17 protein-coding genes are annotated in these 22,236 nt (G+C 71.1%); 8 read left to right on the top strand and 9 right to left on the bottom strand.

Going from position 1 to position 22,236, the window contains the following annotated elements:
* The first annotated feature begins 4 nt into the window (after positions 1 to 4).
* From OG933_RS21025 to OG933_RS21015, 3 genes are all read left to right on the top strand, one after another.
* Positions 5 to 2,122 (top strand): peptidoglycan DD-metalloendopeptidase family protein, encoded by a 2,118-nt coding sequence (locus tag OG933_RS21025; protein WP_405628415.1) that lies wholly within the window; start codon positions 5 to 7, stop codon positions 2,120 to 2,122.
* Between the two features lie 8 nt (positions 2,123 to 2,130).
* On the top strand, positions 2,131 to 3,564 hold the full coding sequence (locus OG933_RS21020; RefSeq protein WP_405628414.1) for a PQQ-binding-like beta-propeller repeat protein: 1,434 nt from the start codon (positions 2,131 to 2,133) through the stop codon (positions 3,562 to 3,564).
* A 98-nt stretch (positions 3,565 to 3,662) separates the two neighbouring features.
* The gene (locus tag OG933_RS21015) at positions 3,663 to 5,393 is read left to right on the top strand and encodes a type IV secretory system conjugative DNA transfer family protein (RefSeq protein ID WP_405628412.1); all 1,731 of its coding nucleotides are present in this window, start codon (positions 3,663 to 3,665) and stop codon (positions 5,391 to 5,393) included.
* 118 nt (positions 5,394 to 5,511) lie between these two features.
* Here OG933_RS21015 and OG933_RS21010 read toward each other — a convergent pair whose 3' ends face one another.
* On the bottom strand, positions 5,512 to 6,792 hold the full coding sequence (locus OG933_RS21010) for a hypothetical protein (RefSeq protein WP_405628411.1): 1,281 nt from the start codon (positions 6,790 to 6,792) through the stop codon (positions 5,512 to 5,514).
* A gap of 684 nt (positions 6,793 to 7,476) precedes the next feature.
* Here OG933_RS21010 and OG933_RS21005 point away from each other — a divergent pair.
* A complete protein-coding gene (locus tag OG933_RS21005) occupies positions 7,477 to 8,586 on the top strand; it encodes a substrate-binding domain-containing protein (protein ID WP_362522260.1) in 1,110 nt (369 codons plus the stop codon).
* A gap of 92 nt (positions 8,587 to 8,678) precedes the next feature.
* Here OG933_RS21005 and OG933_RS21000 read toward each other — a convergent pair whose 3' ends face one another.
* From OG933_RS21000 to OG933_RS20990, 3 genes are read right to left on the bottom strand one after another with little or no spacing between them, the layout of a single operon-like run.
* Complete coding sequence (locus OG933_RS21000; protein WP_362522507.1) at positions 8,679 to 9,536, bottom strand: transglutaminase family protein; 858 nt, start codon at positions 9,534 to 9,536, stop codon at positions 8,679 to 8,681.
* Between the two features lie 5 nt (positions 9,537 to 9,541).
* Positions 9,542 to 10,474, bottom strand: a complete 933-nt coding sequence (locus tag OG933_RS20995) for an alpha-E domain-containing protein (RefSeq protein WP_405628410.1) — start codon at positions 10,472 to 10,474, stop codon at positions 9,542 to 9,544.
* Complete coding sequence (locus tag OG933_RS20990) at positions 10,471 to 12,018, bottom strand: circularly permuted type 2 ATP-grasp protein (RefSeq protein ID WP_362522263.1); 1,548 nt, start codon at positions 12,016 to 12,018, stop codon at positions 10,471 to 10,473. Before OG933_RS20990 ends, OG933_RS20995 begins: the two co-directional genes overlap by 4 nt.
* A gap of 382 nt (positions 12,019 to 12,400) precedes the next feature.
* Between OG933_RS20990 and OG933_RS20985 the strand changes: the two genes are divergently transcribed.
* Positions 12,401 to 13,516 carry a helix-turn-helix transcriptional regulator gene (locus tag OG933_RS20985; RefSeq protein ID WP_362522264.1) on the top strand — a complete coding sequence of 372 codons (1,116 nt, stop codon included), beginning with the start codon at positions 12,401 to 12,403 and terminating at the stop codon, positions 13,514 to 13,516.
* Here OG933_RS20985 and OG933_RS20980 read toward each other — a convergent pair.
* Positions 13,404 to 14,471, bottom strand: a complete 1,068-nt coding sequence (locus OG933_RS20980) for a helix-turn-helix transcriptional regulator (protein WP_362522266.1) — start codon at positions 14,469 to 14,471, stop codon at positions 13,404 to 13,406. The genes OG933_RS20985 and OG933_RS20980 overlap by 113 nt on opposite strands.
* A 162-nt stretch (positions 14,472 to 14,633) precedes the next feature.
* On the bottom strand, positions 14,634 to 15,482 hold the full coding sequence (locus OG933_RS20975) for a hypothetical protein (protein ID WP_057601134.1): 849 nt from the start codon (positions 15,480 to 15,482) through the stop codon (positions 14,634 to 14,636).
* A 525-nt stretch (positions 15,483 to 16,007) separates the two neighbouring features.
* Here OG933_RS20975 and OG933_RS20970 point away from each other — a divergent pair.
* Positions 16,008 to 16,343 carry a hypothetical protein gene (locus OG933_RS20970; protein ID WP_054241900.1) on the top strand — a complete coding sequence of 112 codons (336 nt, stop codon included), beginning with the start codon at positions 16,008 to 16,010 and terminating at the stop codon, positions 16,341 to 16,343.
* A gap of 177 nt (positions 16,344 to 16,520) precedes the next feature.
* Here OG933_RS20970 and OG933_RS20965 read toward each other — a convergent pair whose 3' ends face one another.
* A complete protein-coding gene (locus tag OG933_RS20965; protein WP_362522271.1) occupies positions 16,521 to 16,934 on the bottom strand; it encodes a pyridoxamine 5'-phosphate oxidase family protein in 414 nt (137 codons plus the stop codon).
* A gap of 121 nt (positions 16,935 to 17,055) precedes the next feature.
* Here OG933_RS20965 and clpB point away from each other — a divergent pair, with 121 nt between their 5' ends.
* A complete protein-coding gene (clpB, locus tag OG933_RS20960) occupies positions 17,056 to 19,659 on the top strand; it encodes an ATP-dependent chaperone ClpB (RefSeq protein ID WP_405628406.1) in 2,604 nt (867 codons plus the stop codon).
* A gap of 41 nt (positions 19,660 to 19,700) precedes the next feature.
* On the opposite strand, the gene OG933_RS20955 is transcribed toward clpB, so the two are convergent.
* Positions 19,701 to 20,216 carry a hypothetical protein gene (locus OG933_RS20955; protein ID WP_362522273.1) on the bottom strand — a complete coding sequence of 172 codons (516 nt, stop codon included), beginning with the start codon at positions 20,214 to 20,216 and terminating at the stop codon, positions 19,701 to 19,703.
* 142 nt (positions 20,217 to 20,358) lie between these two features.
* Here OG933_RS20955 and OG933_RS20950 point away from each other — a divergent pair, with 142 nt between their 5' ends.
* Positions 20,359 to 20,913, top strand: a complete 555-nt coding sequence (locus OG933_RS20950) for a YbjN domain-containing protein (protein ID WP_020129182.1) — start codon at positions 20,359 to 20,361, stop codon at positions 20,911 to 20,913.
* A 105-nt stretch (positions 20,914 to 21,018) separates the two neighbouring features.
* On the opposite strand, the gene OG933_RS20945 is transcribed toward OG933_RS20950, so the two are convergent.
* Positions 21,019 to 22,215, bottom strand: a complete 1,197-nt coding sequence (locus OG933_RS20945; protein WP_362270385.1) for a pyridoxal phosphate-dependent aminotransferase — start codon at positions 22,213 to 22,215, stop codon at positions 21,019 to 21,021.
* Between the last annotated feature and the right edge of the window lie 21 nt (positions 22,216 to 22,236).

The following is a 22,236-nucleotide window of genomic DNA, read 5'->3' as shown; positions in this document are numbered from 1 at the left end:
CGGCATGGTTGCACCAGCGGTACTGGCCGCCGCCGGCAAGGCGGCGAAGGTCGCCAAGGCCGCGAAGGCGGCCAAGGCGGCGGCCCAGCGCGGCGGCGGTCAGGGTGGCGGCGGCGACAAGAAGAACAACAAGTGGATGTGGATAGCCGGCGGTGTCGGCTGCCTGCCCATCGCCGGGGTCGGCACCCTCGTCATGGTCCTGGTGGGAAGCATGATCGGCGGGGTGGGCGCCGGTGCCGCGGCCGCCTCCTGCGGCGACTACGCCGACAACGCCAACGCCGGCAACACCGGTGACGCCGCGGCCACCAACCCGGTCATGCCGGCCGGCAAGATGTACATGCCGAGCGAGACGGCGCGCAACGAGATACCGCCGAAGATGATCCTCGCCGCGATGCGCGCCGCCGCCCGCTACGACGGCCTCGACTGGACGCTCATCGCCGGGCAGATGTACCAGGAGACCAAGTACGGCCAGGACCCCTCGGCCGCGCCCGGCGGCAAGAATTCCCTCGGCTACATGGGCATCCTCCAGTTCGGCAAGCCGGCCTGGACGGACTACGGCGCCGACGGCAACGCCGACGGCACGAAGGACCTGTACAACATCGACGACGCGGCCTGGGCCGCCGCCAACTTCCTGCACGCCAAGAAGGCCGAGACCGCTCCCTTCAAGGCGCTCCAGGTCTACTCCGGCTCCACGGCCGCCAACACGATCTACCCGCGGGTCGTCCTCACCCAGGCCGCGCGCTACCGCGGGGTGCTCACCGGCGACCAGGACCTCATCAAGCGCTGGTACGCGCATCTGAAGGAGACCATCGAGAAGAACCCCGGCTTCCCCACCCTCGGGAAGCAGTCGGACATTCCCGAACCGGTCGGCAACAACGCCCAGCCCGGCTCCGCGCTCAGCATCGCCGCGACCCCGGCCCGCTCCTGGTCGACGCCGGCGCTGGACGACGACAGCGGTGACGGCAGCACGACCGCGATGTCCCTCGCCGCGTACAGCAGCGACATCAGCGGCAACAGCAACAGCAACAGCATCGGCGCCGGTTACGCGACGACCGTGTCGTTCCCCCTTGCCAAGGAGCCCACCACCGGCAAGGACTGGCAGTGGCCCATGAAGCAGGGCACGTACACGGTCGGTACCCCTTACCACCAGAACGGCCGTATGTGGAGCCTCGGTTACCACACCGGCCTCGACCTGGTGGCCTCCAGCGGCACCCCGATCTACGCCCCGGCCGACGGCAAGGTCGTCCACGCCGGTCCCGGCGGCTCGTACGGCAACATGACGAAGATCGAGCACGCGGGCGGGGTCATCACGCTCTACGGCCACCAGACCTCGATCAAGGTGTCCGTCGGGCAGACCGTCAAGCGCGGTCAGCAGATCGGCACGGTCGGCGCGACCGGCAACGTCACCGGACCCCACCTGCACTGGGAGGTCCTCGTTCCCGGTGTCGACAACCCGTTCGTGGGCGGCCAGGACAAGGGCCCGGGCATGGTCGACCCGGACGAGTGGATGAAGGGCAAGGTCACCGCCAACCCCGACTACGGGACCGTCCCGGGATCCGACGAGAGCAGCAGGGACGCGCAGTACGCCGACTGCGCCGAGGACAACGGCGGCGCCGCGGTGGCCCCGGACGGCGCGGGCGCCTCCGGTGTCCTTCCCGACGCCGACGACCCGGTGATCCGCGCGGTCCTCGGCTGGGCCCAGCGCGGCATCGGGGTCCCATACGTGTTCGGCGCCCCGCGGCTCCAGGGCGAGAACCCCACCAGCTTCGACTGCTCCAGCTTCACGCAGTGGGCGTACTACATGGCCAGCGACGGCAAGATCAACATCGGTACGACGACCTACACGCAGGAGCCGTACCTCAAGAAGTACGAGGTGTCGCTGTCCGAGGCACAGCCCGGCGACGTCATCTTCTTCCGGCCGGAGGCGGGCCACTCGGGCCATGTGGGCCTGGTCTGGGACCCCAAGGGCCACAAGATCATCCACGCCCCGCGCCCGGGCAAGTCCGTCGAATTCAGCAACTGGGACTACCAGGACACGATCACCGGGGTCTACCGCGTACCGATCCCCCAGGGCACGAACGCGGTCGAGGGCGACGGCACAGACAGCGGAACAGGAGCATGAACCAACAGATGAGGCGTCACCTTCTTCCTCTCACCGGGGCCCTGGTGTCACTGGGGCTGGTCGCGGGCTGCGGCGGAGGCGACGACACGGGGACGGGCGGCGCGACGGACAAGAAGGCGACGCCCAAGGCGTCCGCGTCCATCGCCCGAGGCCCCGCGTACGAGGGCGCCGCACTGCCCGGCCTGGCCCGGAAGCCCGTGTGGAGCCTGACCGCGGACGGTGTCTCGGGATGCCCCGGAGACCCGGTCGAGCGGGCCACGAGCAGGGTCGTCGGAGACCACTCGCAGACCTGCGTCCTCGGTGACGCCGTCGTCCTCACCGAGGACGCGACGACGTACCCCGACAGCACCGGCGGCACACCGGAGGAATACCTCTTCCGGGCCCGCCTCCTCGACGCGGCCACCGGCCGGGAACGCACGTCGGTCGAGGTCACGATCCCCGCCGACGGCTGGTCGAGCGACCGGGATCCGGCGCCCGCCGAGTTCTTCACCATCGGGCAGTGGAAGGACGGCACACCCGCCCTCCTGGCCGTCGACGGCGACGTGACCCCGGCGAGCGGCCTGAAGAAGGAGTCGGTCCGGACGACGTACACCATGTACGCCCCCTCCGGCGAGAAGCTGGGCAGCTCGGCCTACGACGGCGAGGACGGCACCGACCACACCGTCGAGGCCGGCCATGTGCGGCTGAAGGCGGGCAACGACAGCGGCTCCTACGCCCCGCTCGGCGGCGGAGCCACCGTCGAGGTCCAGGACCGGTGGGAGGACCAGGCACCGATCGGCCCGGGCTTCGGCTATCGGGTGGCGACGTCCCTCGCCGAGTTCTACGTCAGCGGCGAGCGGCTCCAGGTCTCCGACCGGCTCACCGGCAGGGCACTGTGGGACACGGAGGGCGTCACCCTGCCCGCCGCCGTGGCGGCGCAGACCCCGGACGGCGACCGGGCGGCCGCCTCCCTCTTCCCGCTCGCCGGGGACAAGGGCCTGCTCGCCTGGGGCCTGAAGGACGACACGTACGACGCGCTCCTGACGGTGGTCGACCTCAAGACGGGACGCACCCTCGTGGAGGGCCCCAAGACCTTCCTCGACCCCAACGACGCGCACGAGCCGGTCGTCGTCCTCTCCGCGGACGGAAAGAGCGTCGTCACCCAGTTCGGTGGAGGCGCGGTCGCCTGGGACGCGGAGACGGGCGACGAGCTCTGGCGTCAGGAGGCGGACGAGCAGGACATCGAGCCGGTGGCCCTGCCGACCGGCGACGTCCTGTACGCGTCCGTCAGCGACCTGGGGCTGGCGGCGCTCGACATGCGCACCAAGAAGGTGCTGGCCTCCGGCCTGGAGCCCGGCTCCTCGCTGAACGACGACGTCGACGTGCTGGAGCGCACGTCCGACGGCCACGCCCTGCTGGCGACGAGCGAGGGCGTCTTCGTCTTCGCTCCGGAGAAGGCCTGACCCCGGTCCTCGCGGACACCGCCTCCCAGCACCCCCACCCCCCAGCCACCCCCCAGACAACTCAGCAAGTCCACAGTCCAGAAAGGACGGACCCGCGGGTGACCGCAGAACAGCAGAAGAAACCCCGCGCCGAGGACGACTGGACCTTCGAGATCGTCATCGCCGTCGCGGTCGTGCTCCTCGTCGCTGCCGGGGCCTGGCTGGCGGCGAAGGTCGGGGCCGGGTACGCCGACGCGCCCGCGCCGCCCGGCAACCCGCTGACGTTCCTCGTCGAAGTGATCAAGGGCGACTACAGCTGGCCGGGCTCGGCGGCCAGTGCCGTCGCGGCCGGTGAGGCGGTGCTGGTCGGGATCCTCGGCCTCGTCGCCTACCGGGTGCGGGAGCGGTTCAGGAACAAGCCCAAGGTGGACGGTGCCGCCCAGCACCTCGCGAAGGGCGAGGAGCTCGGCAAGCTGACGATGAAGGGCGCGGCCGCCACCGCCGAGCGCCTCGGCGTGCAGTCGAGCACGCCCGGCGTGTTCATCGGACGGTCCGTCAAGGGGCGTCAGCCGCTGTACGGGTCGTACGAGGACATGCACGTCGACATCTGGGGCCCGCGGACCGGTAAGACGACCCGGCGTGCCATTCCCGCCATCCTGGACGGGCCCGGCGCCGTCCTCGTCACCTCCAACAAGCGCGACATCGTGGACGCGACCCGGGGTCCGCGGACCGCGCGCGGCCCGGTGTGGGTGTTCGACCCGCAGCAGGTCGCGCAGGAGGAGCCGAGCTGGTGGTGGAACCCGCTGTCGTACGTCACCGACGTGGCCAAGGCCCGCAAGATGGCCGACCACTTCGCCAGCGGTTCGCGGGACGCCAACGCCTCCACCGACGCCTTCTTCGACCCGGCCGGCCAGGACCTGCTCGCCAACCTGCTGCTGGCCGCCGCCTGTGCCAAGGCGCCGATCACCCAGATCTACACCTGGCTGTCCAACCCCAAGGACGATGCCCCGGAGCGGATCCTGCGCGGCGCCGGACACGCCATGTCGGCGGACGGGCTGGCCGGCGTGATCAACGCCCCCGACAAGCAGCGCAGCGGCATCTACGGTGTCGCCCAGCAGATGGCGTCCTGCCTGGTCAATCCCGAGGTCAACCGGTGGGTCACGCCCCCGGCCGACGAGTACGCGGGCGAGTTCGACCCGCACGCGTTCGTCCGCACCGGCGGCACCCTGTACTCGCTGAGCCGGGAGGGGCGCGACTCCGCCGGGCCGCTGGTGACCGCGCTGACCGTGGCGGTCGTCGAGGCGGCCGAGGAGTACGCCACCACCCAGCGCGGCGGCCGTCTCCCGCTGCCTCTCGTCGGTGTCCTCGACGAGGCGGCCAACGTGTGCCGCTGGCGGACCCTGCCCGACCTGTACTCGCACTACGGCTCGCGCGGGATCATCCTGATGACGATCCTGCAGTCCTGGGCGCAGGGCATCGAGGTGTGGGGCGAGCGCGGCATGGAGAAGCTGTGGTCCGCCGCGAACGTGCGCGTCTACGGCGGCGGCGTCTCGGACACCCGCTTCCTGGGCGACCTGAGCGAGCTGGCCGGCGAGTACGAGCTGCGTGAGTACCAGACCAGCCGTGAGTCGGAGTTCGGCGGCTGGTCCGGCAACCGCGCGATCAGCGAGTCCACGCGCCGCGAACGCGTCCTCCAGGTCTCCGACCTCGGCGCGATGCCGCCCGGCCGGGCCCTCGTCCTCGCCTCCGGCACCAAGCCGGTGCTGGTCGAGACGGTCCCGTGGTGGGAGGGCGCGTACGCCGCCGAGGTCCAGGCCTCGCTGAAGAAGTACGACCCCGGGGCGCGCTGAGCCGACGCCGGCAGCACCGAGGACAGGGGAGGGGCCCGGAGGCGACTGCCTCCGGGCCCCTCCCCTGTCCGTCGTCTTCGTCCGTTGTCTTCGTCCGTCGGCCGACGGACGACGGGGATCAGACGCGCGCGGACCGCCGGCGGCGCGTGCCGAACCAGGCCGCCGCACCGCCGACGGCCAGCAGGGCGGCCGCGAGGGCGCCGTAGAGGGCACCGCCGCCCGAACCGGTGGCGGCGAGCGAACCGGTGGTGCTCGTCGTGTTCGTGGTGCCGCCGGTCGTGCCGCCCGTGGTGGTGGCCGCGGAGCCGGACGCGGACGCCGACGGAGACGCGGAGGCGGAGGCGGACGCGGACGCCGACGGCGTCGTGGACGGAGTGCCGCTCGGCGGGGTGACCAGGGCCGGGCCGGCCTTCACCTTGGTCCGGGCGCCGTTGAACCCCCAGGAGTCGGCCATGGAGAACAGCGCCTCCAGCGGGACGACGGTGTCCTTCTTGATGTCGCTCTTCTTACCCAGGGAGAGGTACAGCTTGATGCTCTCGGTGCCCTTGGCGGAGCCGAAGCCCTTGGATATGGCGGGGAGTTCCCACTCGCTGTCGTTGGACTCCTTCAGCTTGACGATCTTGCCGTCGACCTCGGCCTCCAGGACGAAGTCGGGGTTGCCCGCGCCCTCACGGAACTGCTGGGCCGACACCGTGCGCTGAAGCTCGGCGGGGAACTCGCCGGGGCCGGTGGCCGTGGCGTTCAGCACCAGCTCGGCACGCTGACCGGGCCGCGCGACGGCGCCTGTCTTCTGCTCCCACGCCACGTTGAGCTTGCCGGGCGTGATCGCCGGATCGGTCTTGAAGACCTGGGTGTTGCGGGACGGGTCGTCGTCGGTGTCGCCGACCAGCCGCCCGGCGGTGAGGGTGAAGTCACCGTCGTTGGTGGGGTAGGAGGCGCCGAGGCCGACCGTGACCTTCCAGGTGTACTCGGTCTTCGCCGGGATGGAGAAGGTGGACGCCGCGTTCCCGGTGGCGGGGAAGAACAGCCCCTGGAAGGAGCCGTCCTGGCGGCCGACGGCCGACTTGGTCGCGGGGGCGTCGACCGCGGTCACGTCGAAGACGATGGAGTCCTTCAGCACCGGGCTCGGACCGTCCGGCGTGCCCGGCAGCCAGGCCGAGAAGTCCTGCGCCTTGTCGGAGGAGTTGGCGACCGTGAGGATCATCGACTCCGTCGCCCCGCCGCGCTTGAGCGGGCCGGTGGGGGTGGGCGCGCCCAGCGTCATCTTCAGCGCGTGTTCGCCCGCCTTGTCGGCGGCGACAGCGGTGGCCGGGACGAAGGCGGCGCCGGCGACCGCGGTGACGACGGCGGTCGCGGCCACGGTGCGGATGCGGCGGGCGGCGACGGAACCAGCGGACATGATGAATCCCCCCAAGGAATCAATCAGCAAGGGCACGCCGTGATGACGGCGGGCGAAGACACGAGCGAGAAGTGCGACGAGGAAGCGCGACGAGGAAGTGCGACGAGCAGGAGGAGAAGTGACCGCCCGCCGGTACTGCTTGTCCCCCCGGCGGCTCGCGGTGCACTCATCTTCACCCGGATTTCATAGGTGATCAATCGTCGCTCCGTCACCACTTCGCAACAGCGCCGGAGGCGACAATTCCGCTGGTCACGGGCCTATAACCGGGGGGTCACGCTCCGCTCCGCCGTGCCCTGCGGAGGCGGTTGTCCTCGCGCGGCGGCGACGTCGGTGGTGAGGAGGCCGCCGGTCGTGGTCAGTACGACGGCCGTGGCGAGGCCGGCGGGATTCGTACGTCCCTCGGGCCGGAAGGGACGCCGTCGTGATCGTGACCGCGAGGAACGGCCTTGGTCGTGCGACCTTTTTGCGCACTCGTCGGCTGGTTCTCCGTCCAGGTCTTTTCAACGTCTCCGCGTGCTCTCCATGCGTCTTCACCTGCTAAGCGGAGTGTGATGTTGCTACTTCGTTAAGTAGTTCCGCTTGACGCCGACGGCCGCCGCCGCGTTGTCTTTTCAGACACCTGGGTCTACATGTCACACCCATGTGTCCGGAATCGCACCGAACGCACCTGAAGTGAGCCCCCGAATGCGTCGTATCGCCATAGCTGTGGTCGCCTCCACGATGTCCCTGTCGCTCGCCGGGTGCGGAATGCTGGGGGCCTCGGAGAACAGCAGCAGTGCGACACCGACCCGGAGCAACGACGTCACGGTGGGCGTGCTGATGCCGGAGGAGACCAACACCCGGTACGCGGACTTCGACTACCCCATCATCAAGAAGAAGGTCGCCGAGCTCACCGAGAACAAGGGCAGGACGGAGTACGCGAACGCCGCCGGGGAAGCCAAGACGCAGCTCACCCAGATGCAGAAGATGATCGACGAGAAGGTCGACGTCATCCTGCTGGACGCCGTCGACTCGAAGTCGATCGCGACGATGGTGCAGAAGGCCAAGGACGCGAACATCCCCGTCATCGCCTACGACCGCCTGGCCCAGGGGCCGATCGACGGGTACGTCTCCTTCGACAACGAGCTCGTCGGCGAGGTGCAGGGCCGCACCCTCGCGGAGGCCATCCCCAACCTTCAGGCCAGCGACAAGATCGTCATGGTGAACGGCTCGCCCACCGACCCGAACGCCGGGCAGTTCAAGGCGGGCGCGCTCAACGAGCTCAACGGCCGCGTCACGGTGGCGAAGTCGTACGACACCGACAAGTGGAGCCCCGAGGTCGCCGAGGCCAACATGACGAAGGCGATCGAGGCACTGGGCGTGTCCAACATCGCCGGCGTCTACTCCGCCAACGACGCCATGGCCGGCGGCATCATCAAGGCCCTCAAGGCCGCGGGTGTCAGCTCCGGCGACCTGCCCCCGATCACCGGCCAGGACGCGGAGCTGGCGGCCGTGCAGCGCATCATCAGCGGCGAGCAGTTCATGAGCGTCTACAAGCCGTACCCCAACGAGGCCGAGGCCGCCGCCGAGGCCGCCGTCGCCAAGGTCCAGGGCCGCGACATCCAGTTCGACGCCCTCACCCGCGACCGGGTCGACAGCCCGACCGCCAAGGACATCCCGGCCAAGCTGGTGACCGTGGTCGCGCTGACGAAGAGCAACATCAAGTCGACCATCGTCGCCGACGGCATCTACAAGGTCTCCGAGATCTGCACCGCCAAGTACAAGGCCGCCTGCCAGGCCCTCGACCTGCTCTGATCCGAGCCACGGACGCCGGGCGGGCCGAGCGCCCGCCCGGACGTACCGGCTCGGACCGCACCGGGCCGGCCCGCGCCCGCCCGGGCCGCCGCTCACGCCACCCGGGTGAACTCCACCGTCACCTCCGGCGGTCCGCCTGCGACACCCCGGTAGATGCCCTTGTGCGGGGTGACGTCGTCGTAGTCGCGACCCCGGCCGACCACCACGTGGGACTCGTCGGGCCGGGTCCGGTTCGTCGGGTCGTAGCCGTGCCAGTCGCCGGCCCAGTACTCGACCCAGGCGTGGCTCTGCCCGGCCACCGGGCGGTGCAGCTCCGCGTCCCGCTCGGGGTGGAGGTAGCCGGAGACGTACCGGGTGGGCAGGCCCAGGCCGCGCAGCAGCGCGATCGTGACATGGGCGATGTCCTGGCAGACCCCGGCGCCCTGGTCCCAGGCCTCGGCGGCCGAGGTGTTCACGCCGGTGACGCCGGGCAGGTAGGACACCTGGTCGGCGACCATCGCCGACACGGCCTCCGCCGTCCCGTGCGGGTCCAGGCCCATGGCCGCCTTCCTCGCCTTCTTCACCAGCTTCGGCGGGACCGTCGTACGGGCCGTGGGGCCGGCGAACTCCAGCAGGCGCGAGCCGGCCGTGTGCGCGGCGATCTCCGGCCACCCCGGGGCCGGCGGCAGCGCGCCCGGCGGGGCCGTCTCCACCAGGCTGGACGCCGTGATGGTCAGGTCCGCGTGCGGGTCCATCAGCTCGAAGGCGGTGACCTGGGTGCCCCAGTAGTCCCAGTACGACCAGGTGGTGGCCGCCGGGCGGACGGTCACCCGGGAGTCCAGCGTCGTCTGGCCCGGCAGGGTGAGCGGGGTCATCCGGACCTCGTTGTGCGAGAGGACGGCGGCCTGCGTGTAGGAGACACGGGTCGTGTGCCGGATACGGAGCCTGCGGGTGGTGGCCGCGGTGGTCATCGTGCTCACGCTCCTTCCTGGGCCCACACCACGGGCCCCTGGTACGGGTAGAACCGCTCCGCCACCGCCTCCGCCGACGCCATGCACGCGGCCTGCAAGTCGGCCAGGAGCAGCGGCAGTTGATCCTCCAGGGCGGGCGAGTCGAGGTATTCGAGGCGGGTGCGCAGCCGGCCGATGGGACGGCGGGCGGGGTCCTGCCGGGGACGGCCGAGCGCACTCAGACACTCCTCGGCCGTCGTCAGCGCGTGCAGCGCCGAACGCGGGAAGTCCCGGTCCAGGAGCAGGAATTCGGCCACTCTCGGGGTGTCGCCGAAACCGCCGTACACGCGCGCGTACGCCTCGTCGGCGCCGGAGGCGCTCAGCAGGGTCGGCCAGTCGGGCGCGTGGGCGGCGTCCAGGACGCGCACCGACAGCAGCCGTACGGTCATGTCCACCCGCTCCAGGCTCCGGCCCAGGACGACGAACCGCCAGCTGTCGTCGCGGCTCATCGTGGAGTCGGCGAGCCCGAAGAAGAGGGCCGCGCGGCTGCGGACGAGCTCCAGGTAGCCGTAGGGGCCCGTACGGGAGGCCGCGCGGCGCTGGTCGGCCAGGGCGTGCCAGGTGGCGTTCAGGCACTCCCACATCGCCGAGGAGACGGCCTCGCGGGCGCTGCGCGCGTTCAGCCGGGCGGCGCCCAGCGCGCCCTCGATGGCGCAGGTGGAGCGGGAGTCGAAGGCCAGCTGGTCCAGGACCTGCCGCATGTCGACGGTGTCGGGGCCCGCGTCGACGCCGAGGATCGCGTACAGCGACCGGCAGGCCGCGTCCTCGTCGCGCCAGGGGTCCTCCAGCATGCGGTGGAGGTAGGCGTCGAGGATGCGCGCGGTCGCGTCGGCCCGTTCGGCGTAGCGGCCGGTCCAGGTCAGCGCTTCCGCTATGCGGGAGAGGATGACGTCGTTCACTGCTGCTGCGCCCCTTCCTGTACGGCGGTGGGGACCCCGTCCGGGCCCAGCTGGCGGGGTGCGACGGCCGGGGGCGCGTCGTCGGCCGGCAGGGCGGCCGGGCCGTCCGCCGGGCCCTCGGCGAGCACCCAGGTGTCCTTGGAGCCGCCGCCCTGACTGGAGTTGACGATCAGGTTGCCCTCCTGCAGGGCCACGCGGGTCAGTCCGCCGGGCAGCACCCAGACGTCGGTGCCGTCGTTGACGGCGAACGGCCGCAGGTCGATGTGGCGCGGTGCCATGCGGTCGCCCGCGAGGGTGGGGGAGGTGGACAGGGCCACGGGCCGCTGGGCGATGAAGCCGCGCGGGTCGGCGGCGACGGCCTTCCGCGTCTTCGCCAGGGTCTTGGCGTCGGCCTTCGGGCCGATGACGATGCCCTGTCCGCCGGCGCCGTCCACGGGCTTGATCACCAGCTTGTCCAGCTGGTCGAGGACGGCGTCGAGCTGCCCGGGTTCGTCGGGGCGGTACGACTCCACGTTGGGGAGGACCGGTTCCTCGCCGAGGTAGTACCGGATGAGGTCCGGGACGTAGGTGTACAGCAGCTTGTCGTCCGCGATGCCGTTGCCGACGGCGTTGGCGAGCGTGACCTTTCCGGCCAGGGCCGCGGTCATGATGCCCGGGCAGCCGATCACCGAGTCGGGGCGGAAGTGGAGCGGGTCGAGGAAGTCGTCGTCGAGCCGCCGGTAGACGACATGGACCGGGACCTCGCCCTTGGTGGTCCGCATCCACACCCGGTGGTTGCGGCACACGAGGTCGTGGCCCTCGACCAGTTGCACGCCCATCAGCCGGGCCAGCAGGGCGTGTTCGAAGTAGGCGGCGTTGCTGGGGCCGGGGGTGAGGACGACGACCCGTGGGTCCGCGGTCCCCTCGGGCGCGGCGGCCCGCAGGGCGGCGAGCAGCCGCGCGGGGTAGCCGTCCACCGGCACGACGTGCTGTCCGTCGAAGAGCGAGGGGAACACCCGGGTCATCGCCCGCCGGTTCTCGATGACGTACGACACCCCGCTGGGGACCCGCACGTTGTCCTCGAGCACCCGGAAGTCCCCCGCCTCGTCCCGGACGAGGTCGATGCCGGCCACGTGGATGCGTACCCCGCCGGGCGGTTCGACGCCGTGGGCGGCGCGGTGGAAGTGCGGGGAGCCCAGCAGCAGCCGCCAGGGGACGACGCCGTCCTCGAAGGCGCGGCAGGGCCCGTAGGCGTCGGCGAGATAGGCCTCCAGGGCTCTGACCCGCTGAGCGACCCCCCGTTGTACGAAATCCCATTCCAGCGCGTCGAGGATCCTGGGCACCAGGTCCAGCGGCCAGGGCCGCTCCTCGCCCGCGAAGGCGTAGGTCACCCCGCGGTCGGTGAAGGCGCGGGCCATCTGGTCTGCCCTGAAGCGCAGTTCACCCGGTTCGATCGGCTGCAGCGCGGCCAGTACCGGCTCGTAGGCGGTCCTGACCTCACCCGGCCGCTCGAACATCTCGTCCCACGCGTCGGCCAGCGCGTACGCGTCAAATATGTCCGCCATGGGCCGACGTTAAGTGGGGTACGTGACACGGCGATCACTCCGGCATTTCCGGGAGTGCACGGGTGCTCGGTGTGTCCGCGGGGCATCGCGGGTGTGGTGGCCCGTGGCCTGGGCCCGGCCGGACTCCCCCGTGGTCCGGCCGGGTTGGCTGTGCCCTCCCCCGAGTGGGGAGCACCCGGGGGCAAGCGGAACCCACCATGCCTTGTCGCGAGCGCCCGGCACCACCGTCAGCTTGTTGCAGTGCGAGGGGAGGAGGCCGGGAGAAACAGGAACAGACCGGTGGTTTTCTCAGGCGTCGGCCGGGGCAGCCGTGTTGCGGAGCCGGTCCGGGCCGCGCATAGTTGCGCTCCGGAAGCGGCGTACGGCGGGGGTGGGATGGGCGATGGCCGGGCACGGGACGGAGGAGCATCCACACGGTGCCGACCGACTGTGCGAGGCCGGGGATCGGGTGTATTCCCGGGCCGTGCGGCGCGGTCGGGTGGCGCGGACCGACGCCGAGCCGGTCCCGTGCCTCCTGGAACTCGCCCTGCTGCACCCCGACCCCGACGACATGGACTGGCTGGTGCCGACCTCCCCGCAGGAGGTCATGACCCGGCTGCTGCGCGGTCTGTACGACGAGGTGAGCGCGAGCGGGCGCCGGATGGGCTCGGCGGTCGCCGCCTTCGAGTGGTACGCGGGCCTGGGCGGCCCGGCGCGGGGCGGGACGGCCGGTGAGGGCGCGGCGATCCGGGTCCTGGACGGCGCCTCCCGCATCCAGGCCGCCCTGGACGCGGCGACCGTGGCGTGCACGACCGAGGTCCTCACCGTGCAGCCCGGCGGCATCCGGCGTGAGCACGAGTTGTCGGAGGGCCTGCACCGGGCGCTGGAGCTGCGCGGCCGGGGCGTGCGCATGCGGGACATCTACAACCACGTCGCCCGGCACGGCCAGGGCCTGCTGACCTACCTGGAGCTGATGGGCGACGCGGTGGAGGCCCGCACGCTGGACGAGGTCATCGACCGGCTGATCCTCTTCGACCGCACGGTCGCCTTCATCCCGGCGAACACCGACCGCACGATGGCCCTGGAGCTGCGCCACCCGGCCCTGGTCTCCTACCTGGTGACGGTCTTCGAGCGGTTGTGGCGGCTGGCGATCCCGCTCACCGCGCCCCTGCCCGAGACCCGGATCGAGGGCATCTCGCACCGGGAGCAGTCGATCGCCGCCCTGCTGGCGGAGGGGCATCAGGACGCGGTGATCGCCGAGCGCCTGGGCATCAGTGTGCGCACCTGCCGCGCGCACATCGCCCGGCTCTCGGAGACCCTGGGCGCGGCCAGCCGGACCCAGTTGGGGGTGCGGATCGCGCAGGTCGGCCTCGACCGGCCGTCCGGGGAGGCGGAGCCGCCGTCGGTCAGCCTTCCGGCGCCGGGGGCCGGTCCGGACCCGGCCGCTGCTCCTGCTCCTGCTCCTGCGCCGCCCGGTTCCGGTTCCGTTCCTGGTCAAGGATCCCCGACTGCCCGATGAGGTAGCCGAGTTGGGCGCGGCTCTCGCTGCCGAGGGTGGTGGCGAGTTTGGCGATGTGGACGCGTGCGGTCCGGATGTTCATGCCGAGGCGGTCGGCGATGACGGCGTCGGTGTGCCCTTCGACGAGGAGGGCGGCGATGGCCTGCTGCCGGGGGGTGACGCCGTTGAGGGAGGGGCGGTGCACCGCCTGCGGGTACATCGGGGTGGCCAGCCGCCAGAGGCGGTCGAAGGTGATGGTGAAGTACGTGAGGAGGGCGGGGTGGCGGACCTCCAGGGCCAGTCGGCCGTCCTCGCCGGCGGGGATGAAGGCGACCTTGCCGTCGATGACGATCAGCCGGTCGGTGACCTCGTCGAGGGTCCGGGCCGCCACGTCGCCCCGGAGCTGCTCGTAGCGGGCCAGGACGAGGGGCTGGTGGCGCTGGGTGTGCTGGTAGAGGGTGCGGATGCGACAGCCCCGGTCGAGCAGGGCCTGGTCGCGAGCCATGGCCACGGTCTGGGCCGTCTCGCCGCGCGGCCCGCTGTAGTGGACGTTGGGCTGGATGCAGAGCAGTTCGTCGGACGCCTCGGCCGTCGCCTCGGTGATGGCCCCGTTGATCTGTTCCGTGCCGCTGAGGAGCCGCAGGGAGGCGGGATCGGCGGCGGCGGTGCGGCTGCCGGTGATCCGCATCAGGGGTTCGAAGAGGGTCGCCAGTCGTTCCTCGCGGCGCCGTTCGTCGGCGATGCGGGTGCCCGAGGCGCGCAGCAGCCGGTGCAGGGCCAGGGCGGGGGAGACGGGTTCGAGCTGGTCCGGGTCGTCCACGACCGGGTGCAGCAGGCCGAAGGACAGCAGACAGGGGGCCGCCGTCTCGGCCTCCTCGGTCTTGACCCGTCCGTCGCGCAGGGCCGTCTCGTAGAGGTTCGTGCCGGCGGCGCACAGGTTCTCCACGCCGTGGTGGGCGTGCGGCGGCGCGTTCACTGCGAATCTCTCTCCTGTTCGAGGACGGCGGACGGCGGACTGCGGACTGCGGACGGTGGACGACGACGGCGTGCGGTCGACTGCGGGCGGCCGGGAGGTGCGCGGCCCGGCCGGGCGCGGGCGTGCCGTTCCCGGTTCTCGGTTCCGGGCCCGCCCGCAGGGTCAGGGTTCCTGTTTGAGGATCCCCGACTGAGCTATGAGGAAGCCGAGTTGGGCGCGGCTGCCGCTGCCCAGAGCCGTGGCGAGTTTCGCTATGTGGGCTCGGCAGGTGCGTACGTTCATGCCCAGACGGCGGGCTATGGCCTCGTCGACATGCCCCTCGACGAGGAGCTTGGCGATGGAGTGCTGGATGTCCGTGATGCCGTCGGGGGCGGTCTCGTAGGGGGCGCCGGTGGCCAGCGGGACCGCGCGGCCCCACATGAACTCGAAGACCTTGATCAGGTAGCGGACGAGTCCCGGGTGCCGGAGCTCGAGGGCGACCTGTCCGTCGTCCCGGGTCGGGATGAAGGCGACGGTCTCGTCACAGATGATCAGCCGCTCCACGAGTTCGTCGATGGTGCGGTACTCCACCTTGCCGTCGGTGAACTGGGAGACGTAGGCCAGCGTCTCGGGGCTGTACCGGGCCGTGTGCTGGTAGAGGGTCCGGATCCGGCAGCCGCGTTCGATCAGCGGCCGGTCGCGCTCGAGGCCCTGTACGAGGGTGTGTTCGAGGCGCCGGCGGCTCGGCTGGACGGTGAGCATCTCGGTCTGGCACTGGGAGGTGGCCAGATCGAGTGCCGCGTTGATCCGGTCGATGCCCTCCAGCACCGTGATCGAGTGTGTGGTCGGCGTCGGCTGGGCGCTGAGGGTCATGAACGGCTCGAAAGCGTCGGCGAGTTCGACCGACAGCCGTCTGCGCTGGGTGATCTCGCGCTCGATCGGGTTGAGCAGCTGGGACAGGGCGATCGACGGGGGCACCGGACGTAGCCAGTTCGCGTCGTCGGGGTCCGCATGAAGCAGGGCGAACTCCATCAAACACGGAGCAGGCTCCACGTCGGCACGGGCTAGGCGGCCCGTCCGAAGAGCGTTCCCATAGAGACGGCGACCTTCCTCGCACAGCTCAGTCGACGCATGAGGATGTGTCTGCTTTGTCTCATTTTTCGTCAAATCTCCACCCCCCAGGGTCCTGAACGTGCAGGAACATGATGCATCGATTGTGTGGCCATGACGTGCCCGAATGGGCCATCGTCGTAGTGGACGGGGGAGAGGTGACCTTCAAATGAGGACGAAGCCGACTATGCATAAGAGAATGCTTCGCTCGGCGCTTGCCGCCGCCTTCTCCGCCGCCTTGGCCTTCGGGGCGCTGAGTGGCCTTGCGGGAACGACGGGCGACACGGCGCGCGACAGTACCTGGAGCACGGGTACCGAGACCGTCGCGGCGCCCGCGGACAGTACGTGGGTCGCGCCCAGTGACAGCACATGGGTGATCACGGCGGCAGACGTGCCGGGTGACAGCACATGGGTCGCTCCCGGCGACAGTACGTGGGTCGCCGAGTCATGACCACTCCACCCGACGACCGCTCCTTCCGCCGCGAAATGGCCACCGCCTACCGCTCCGGCTGGCACTTCATCGACCTGGTCACCGCCATCCCCCACAGTGGTGACTCGTTGATGGTGACCGTGTTCGGCGAGCCGGTGGTCGTGACGCGCGACGAGGACGAGGACGTACGGGCCTACCGGTGCCTGCGCAAGCCCCGGGGGGCGCCGCAGCCCGTGCGGTGCGCCATTCGTTACGGAATGATCTTTGTGAACCTGGACCAGCGGGACCACAGGCTCGTGGAGCCCGAGACCCCGCCCCTGAAGACCATCTCAGCCACCCCCCGCAGTGCCTGACGCGATTCCCCCGTCGTAACAGATCGCTCAGGTGCTTCCCCCCGCAGCGGCGTCACCGTGACCTGAACACGGTGACGCCGCTGTAATTTGCGGGGACATTTCCGCACATGCACCCGCTTGAGCGTTGGCCGAAAAACGACGGGGACGGATCTGGTCATCCGCCACGCCTCACCCGCGTCAGCCGCGGCCCATCGCCCGGGTCAGCTCGATCTCGATCACCACGCGCGCGGGGTTCGGGCTCGGCGTGCGCCCGTAGCGCTCGGCGTACCGGCGCTCCGCCTCCGCGACCCGGTCCGGCTCCCCGCGCACGTACGCCCTGCCCTCCAGGGTGGCCCAGCGCCGGCCGTCCACCTGGCACACCGCGACCCGGGCGCCGTCCGGACCCGCCGCCAGGACGTTGCCGACCTTCGTGCTGCGCTTGTCGGCGATGACCCGAGCGAGTCGGGCCCCGGGTTCGTATGTCACTCCGACCGGAACCACGTGCGGGCTGCCGTCCGGACGTGGTGTGGTCAGTGTGCACAGGTGCCGTTCGCGCCAGAAGGCGAGATACGACGCGTCCGGGGAACCCGGGTCCTGGGGATATGCGGCCATGGCCCGGAACCTAACCCGTTCCCGGACTCCCGCGCACACCTTGAGCGGAATAGACTCAACTTTGTGTACGCTGACTGAGTCAGACACGGGAGACTGCTGACGCCAGGAGGAGAAAGCGAACGTGGACGCCGAGCTGACCAACCGGAGCCGGGACGCGATCAACGCGGCCAGCAACAGGGCCGTGTCCCAGGGACACGCCGACCTCATCCCCGCCCATCTGCTGCTCGCTCTGCTCCAGGGGCAGGAGAACGACAACATCGTCGACCTCCTCGCCGCCGTCGACGCGGACCAGGCGGCCGTGCGGGCCGGGGCCGAGAAGGTGCTCGGCGCGCTGCCCAGCGTGACCGGGTCCACCGTCGCGCCCCCGCAGCCCAACCGCGAGCTGCTGTCCGTCATCGCCGACGCGCAGAGCCGGGCAAGCGACCTGGGTGACGAGTACCTGTCGACCGAGCACCTGCTCATCGGCATCGCCGCCAAGGGCGGACAGGCCAGCGACGTGCTGGCCCGGCAGGGAGCGACCCCGAAGAAGCTCCAGGAGGCCTTCCGGAAGTCCCGCGGCGGGCGCCGGGTGACCAGCGCCGACCCCGAGGGGCAGTACAAGGCCCTGGAGAAGTTCGGCACGGACTTCACCGCCGCCGCCCGCGAGGGCAAGCTCGACCCGGTCATCGGGCGGGACCAGGAGATCCGGCGCGTCGTGCAGGTCCTCTCCCGGCGCACCAAGAACAACCCCGTCCTCATCGGCGAGCCCGGCGTCGGCAAGACCGCCGTCGTCGAGGGGCTCGCCCAGCGGATCGTCAAGGGCGACGTGCCCGAGTCCCTCAGGAACAAGCGGCTCGTCGCGCTGGACCTCGGCGCGATGGTCGCGGGCGCCAAGTACCGGGGCGAGTTCGAGGAGCGGCTGAAGACCGTCCTCGCAGAGATCAAGGACTCCGACGGGCAGATCATCACCTTCATCGACGAGCTGCACACGGTCGTCGGCGCGGGCGCCGGCGGCGACTCCGCGATGGACGCCGGCAACATGCTCAAGCCCATGCTCGCGCGCGGTGAGCTGCGCATGGTCGGCGCGACGACGCTCGACGAGTACCGGGAGCGGATCGAGAAGGACCCGGCGCTGGAGCGCCGCTTCCAGCAGGTGCTGGTGGCGGAGCCGTCGGTCGAGGACACCATCGCGATCCTGCGCGGTCTCAAGGGCCGCTACGAGGCCCACCACAAGGTGCAGATCGCGGACGCGGCCCTGGTGGCCGCCGCGACCCTCTCCGACCGGTACATCACCTCCCGCTTCCTCCCCGACAAGGCCATCGACCTGGTCGACGAGGCGGCCTCCCGCCTGCGCATGGAGATCGACTCCTCGCCGGTCGAGATCGACGAGCTCCAGCGGTCCGTGGACCGGCTGAAGATGGAGGAGCTGGCGCTCAGCAAGGAGACGGACGCCGCCTCCCGCGAGCGGCTGGAGAAGCTGCGCCGCGACCTCGCCGACCGGGAGGAGGAGCTGCGCCTGCTCACCGCCCGCTGGGAGAAGGAGAAGCAGTCCCTCAACCGGGTCGGCGCGCTGAAGGAGAAGCTCGACGACCTGCGCGGCCAGGCCGAGCGCGCCCAGCGCGACGGCGACTTCGACACCGCCAGCAAGCTGCTGTACGGCGAGATCCCGACCCTGGAGCGCGACCTGGAGGCCGCGTCCGAGGCCGAGGAGGAGGCCGCGAAGGACACCATGGTCAAGGAGGAGGTCGGCTCGGACGACATCGCCGACGTCGTCGCCTCCTGGACCGGCATCCCCGCCGGCCGCCTCCTGGAGGGCGAGACGCAGAAGCTGCTGCGCATGGAGGAGGAGCTCGGCCGCCGTCTCATCGGCCAGGCGCAGGCGGTGCAGGCCGTCTCCGACGCCGTACGCCGCTCCCGCGCCGGCATCGCCGACCCCGACCGCCCCACCGGCTCCTTCCTCTTCCTCGGCCCGACCGGCGTCGGCAAGACCGAGCTGGCCAAGGCCCTCGCCGACTTCCTCTTCGACGACGAGCGGGCCATGATCCGCATCGACATGTCGGAGTACGGCGAGAAGCACAGCGTCGCCCGCCTGGTCGGCGCGCCCCCCGGCTACATCGGCTACGAGGAGGGCGGCCAGCTCACGGAGGCGGTGCGCAGGCGCCCGTACAGCGTGGTCCTGCTGGACGAGGTGGAGAAGGCGCACCCGGAGGTCTTCGACGTCCTCCTCCAGGTCCTGGACGACGGCCGGCTGACCGACGGCCAGGGCCGCACGGTCGACTTCCGCAACACCATCCTGGTGCTGACGTCGAACCTGGGCAGCCAGTACCTGGTCGACCCGGTGACCACCGAGGCGGAGAAGAAGGAGCAGGTCCTGGAGGTGGTGCGGGCCTCGTTCAAGCCGGAGTTCCTCAACCGGCTCGACGACCTGGTCGTCTTCTCGGCCCTGAACAAGGAGGAGCTGGAGCGGATCGCCCGCCTCCAGATCGACCGCCTGGCCAAGCGGCTCGCCGAACGCCGCCTCACCCTGGAGGTCACCGACGCGGCCCTGGCCTGGCTCGCCGACGAGGGCAACGACCCGGCGTACGGCGCCCGCCCGCTGCGCCGCCTGGTCCAGACGGCCATCGGCGACCGGCTCGCCAAGGAGATCCTGGCCGGCGAGATCAAGGACGGCGACACGGTCCGGGTGGACACCTTCGGCGAGGGCGAGGGCCTGATCGTGGGCCCGGCGACCGGCAAGACGCTGTAGCGCCCCCGCCGCCACCCCCGGCCCCGCCCGCCCCGGTCACCTCACGTCGTGAACGCCGAGTACCGCACCCGTACGGTCTCGGCGTTCACGTGCGTCACGTTCACGTTGACGTAGTAGGCGTCCGTCCCGGGGCGGTCGGTGACGTCGAGCTGGAAGCAGTAGTCCGAGCCGTGCACACAGGCCTGGGTCCCGGGGCCGCCCGGCTCGGGCGCCTGCGGATAGGTGTCGGCCAGCCAGGCGTCGAAGCCCGCGCGCGGCATCCGGAAGTCGGCCTCGTAGTTCGTGTCCAGCCAGGACTGCACCGTGCACGCGGCGTCCTGGGCGCCCGTCGGCAGCTCGGCCCCGCCGAACGCCAGCGCTTCGGCGCAGGGCACCTTCTTCAGCCGGGTCCCGTCCACTTCCTCGTCGTCGGTCAGCACCCAGACGACGGCCAGCACCAGCAGGCCGCCCACCAGCAGCACCGGCAGGGCCAGGACCGCCGCCACCAGGCCCCACCTGGTCCGGCCCCGTGGCGCCGGCCCCGGCGGCACCGCGGCCTCGCTTCGCTCGTTCGCCATGCGATTCCCCTCCACCTGTCACTGCCTCTTCGCGCAACAGGCCGGATCATGTCAGCTCAGGGCTGACAGGCCCGTGCTGGGCTTGCCACCCCCCTCCCCGCATGGGGGAGGATGGCGGGATCCGTACGAAGGGAAAATCACGGTGAGCATCGACCCGTCCTCGATTCCGAACTTCGGGGGCCAGCAGGAGCCGCAGCCCCAGGGTGGACCGGCGGGCCCCGTCGTCCCGGATCAGGATCTCGTGAAGCAGCTCCTCGACCAGATGGAGCTGAAGTACGTCGTCGACGACGAGGGTGACCTCGCGGCGCCGTGGGAGGAGTTCCGTACGTACTTCATGTTCCGCGGCGAGGGTGACCAGGCGGTCTACTCGGTGCGGACGTTCTACGACCGGCCCCACAAGATCGACGACAAGGTGGCGCTGCTCGAGTCGATCGACGACTGGAACCGCCGCACCCTGTGGCCGAAGGTCTACACCCACACCCACGACGACGGCACCGTCCGCCTCATCGGCGAGGCGCAGCTGCTGATCGGCGCCGGTGTGAACATCGAACTCTTCGTCTCCTCGACGGTGAGCTGGGTGCGGGCGGCGATCGAGTTCGACAAGTGGCTCGTGGAGCAGCTGGGCCTGGAGTCGGCGGTCAACGACGCCGACGAGAAGCCCGAAGACGGCGCCGAGGGCGCCGAGGGCGACAACTAGGTCCACACCCTGCCTGTACGCCGAGCGGGCGCCCGTCCACAGCCTGTGGACGGGCGCCCGCTTCCGTGCGCCCGCTTCCGTGGGCCCCGCTCCCGCCCGGCGCCGTCAGCCCGCCAGTGCCTTCAGCCGGGTGGCCGCCTCCTCCAGCACGCTCACCCGCTTGCAGAACGCGAACCGTACGAAGGGCGCGCCCTCCTCGCGGTGGTCGTAGAAGACGGCGTTCGGGATGGCGACCACGCCCGCCCGCTCGGGCAGCGAGCGGCAGAAGGCGAAGCCGTCGGACTCGCCGAGGGGGCGGATGTCGGTGGTCACGAAATAGGTGCCGGCCGGGCGGAAGACCGCGAAGCCCGCGTCCGCGAGCCCCGCCGCCAGCAGGTCGCGCTTGACCCGCATGTCCGCGCGGAAGTCGGCGAAGTAGCTGTCGGGCAGGGCCAGCGCCTCGGCGACCGCGTACTGGAACGGACCGGACGACACATATGTGAGGAACTGCTTCGCCGAGCGCACCGCCGTGACCAGTCCGGGCGACGCCGTGACCCAGCCGACCTTCCAGCCCGTGAACGAGAAGGTCTTGCCGCTCGACCCGATGGTGACCGTCCGCTCCCGCATCCCGGGCAGCGTCGCCAGCGGCACATGCTCGGCCTCGTCGAACACCAGGTGCTCGTACACCTCGTCCGTCACGACCAGCAGGTCCCGCTCCACCGCCAGCTCGGCGATCGCGGTCAGCTCCTCGCGGGTGAGGACCGTGCCGGTCGGGTTGTGCGGGGTGTTGATCAGCAGCAGCCGGGTGCGCCCGGTGACCGCGTCGCGCAGTTCGTCCAGGTCGAGGCGGAAACGGGCCTGCTCGGGGTCCGGGCGCAGGGTGACCGGCACCCGCGTGGCGCCCGCCATCGCGATGCAGGCCGCGTAGGAGTCGTAGTACGGCTCGAGGGCCACGACCTCGTCGCCCGGCTCCAGCAGCGCGAGCAGGGTCGCGGCGATGGCCTCCGTGGCGCCCGCGGTGACCAGGACCTCGGTGTCCGGGTCGAAGGAGAGGCCGTAGCGGCGGAGCTGGTGGTCGGCGATCGCCGTGCGCAGCTCGGGGACGCCGGGGCCCGGCGGGTACTGGTTGCCGCGCCCGTCCCGCAGCGCCCGCACGGCCGCCTCGCGGACCTCCTCGGGGCCGTCGGTGTCGGGGAAACCCTGCCCCAGGTTGATCGCGCCGGTCGCCGCGGCCAGGGCGGACATCTCGGCGAAGATCGTCGTCCCGAACTCGGCGAGACGGCGGTTGAGGAAGGGGCGCGCGGTGGAGGTCATGCCCGTCATCCTGCGCCGAAGCTCTGGAGT

The organism is Streptomyces sp. NBC_00016 (genome assembly GCF_045040885.1).
In the GTDB taxonomy this organism is placed as follows: Bacteria; Actinomycetota; Actinomycetes; order Streptomycetales; family Streptomycetaceae; genus Streptomyces; species Streptomyces coriariae.
This window is presented reverse-complemented; position numbering and strand designations above follow the sequence as displayed.

Bases quoted from the DNA above. Each gene is read 5' to 3' on its own strand.
- OG933_RS20965 (WP_362522271.1), bottom strand. From the start codon at position 16,934: ATGGCCGCATATCCCCAGGACCCGGGTTCCCCGGACGCGTCGTATCTC.
- OG933_RS20945 (WP_362270385.1), bottom strand. From the start codon at position 22,215: ATGACGGGCATGACCTCCACCGCGCGCCCCTTCCTCAACCGCCGTCTC.
- OG933_RS21005 (WP_362522260.1), top strand. From the start codon at position 7,477: ATGCGTCGTATCGCCATAGCTGTGGTCGCCTCCACGATGTCCCTGTCG.
- OG933_RS21020 (WP_405628414.1), top strand. From the start codon at position 2,131: ATGAGGCGTCACCTTCTTCCTCTCACCGGGGCCCTGGTGTCACTGGGG.
- OG933_RS20975 (WP_057601134.1), bottom strand. From the start codon at position 15,482: ATGGAGTTCGCCCTGCTTCATGCGGACCCCGACGACGCGAACTGGCTA.
- OG933_RS20985 (WP_362522264.1), top strand. From the start codon at position 12,401: ATGGCCGGGCACGGGACGGAGGAGCATCCACACGGTGCCGACCGACTG.
- OG933_RS20990 (WP_362522263.1), bottom strand. From the start codon at position 12,018: ATGGCGGACATATTTGACGCGTACGCGCTGGCCGACGCGTGGGACGAG.
- OG933_RS21010 (WP_405628411.1), bottom strand. From the start codon at position 6,792: ATGTCCGCTGGTTCCGTCGCCGCCCGCCGCATCCGCACCGTGGCCGCG.
- OG933_RS20970 (WP_054241900.1), top strand. From the start codon at position 16,008: ATGACCACTCCACCCGACGACCGCTCCTTCCGCCGCGAAATGGCCACC.
- OG933_RS21000 (WP_362522507.1), bottom strand. From the start codon at position 9,536: ATGACCACCGCGGCCACCACCCGCAGGCTCCGTATCCGGCACACGACC.
- OG933_RS20955 (WP_362522273.1), bottom strand. From the start codon at position 20,216: ATGGCGAACGAGCGAAGCGAGGCCGCGGTGCCGCCGGGGCCGGCGCCA.
- OG933_RS21025 (WP_405628415.1), top strand. From the start codon at position 5: ATGGTTGCACCAGCGGTACTGGCCGCCGCCGGCAAGGCGGCGAAGGTC.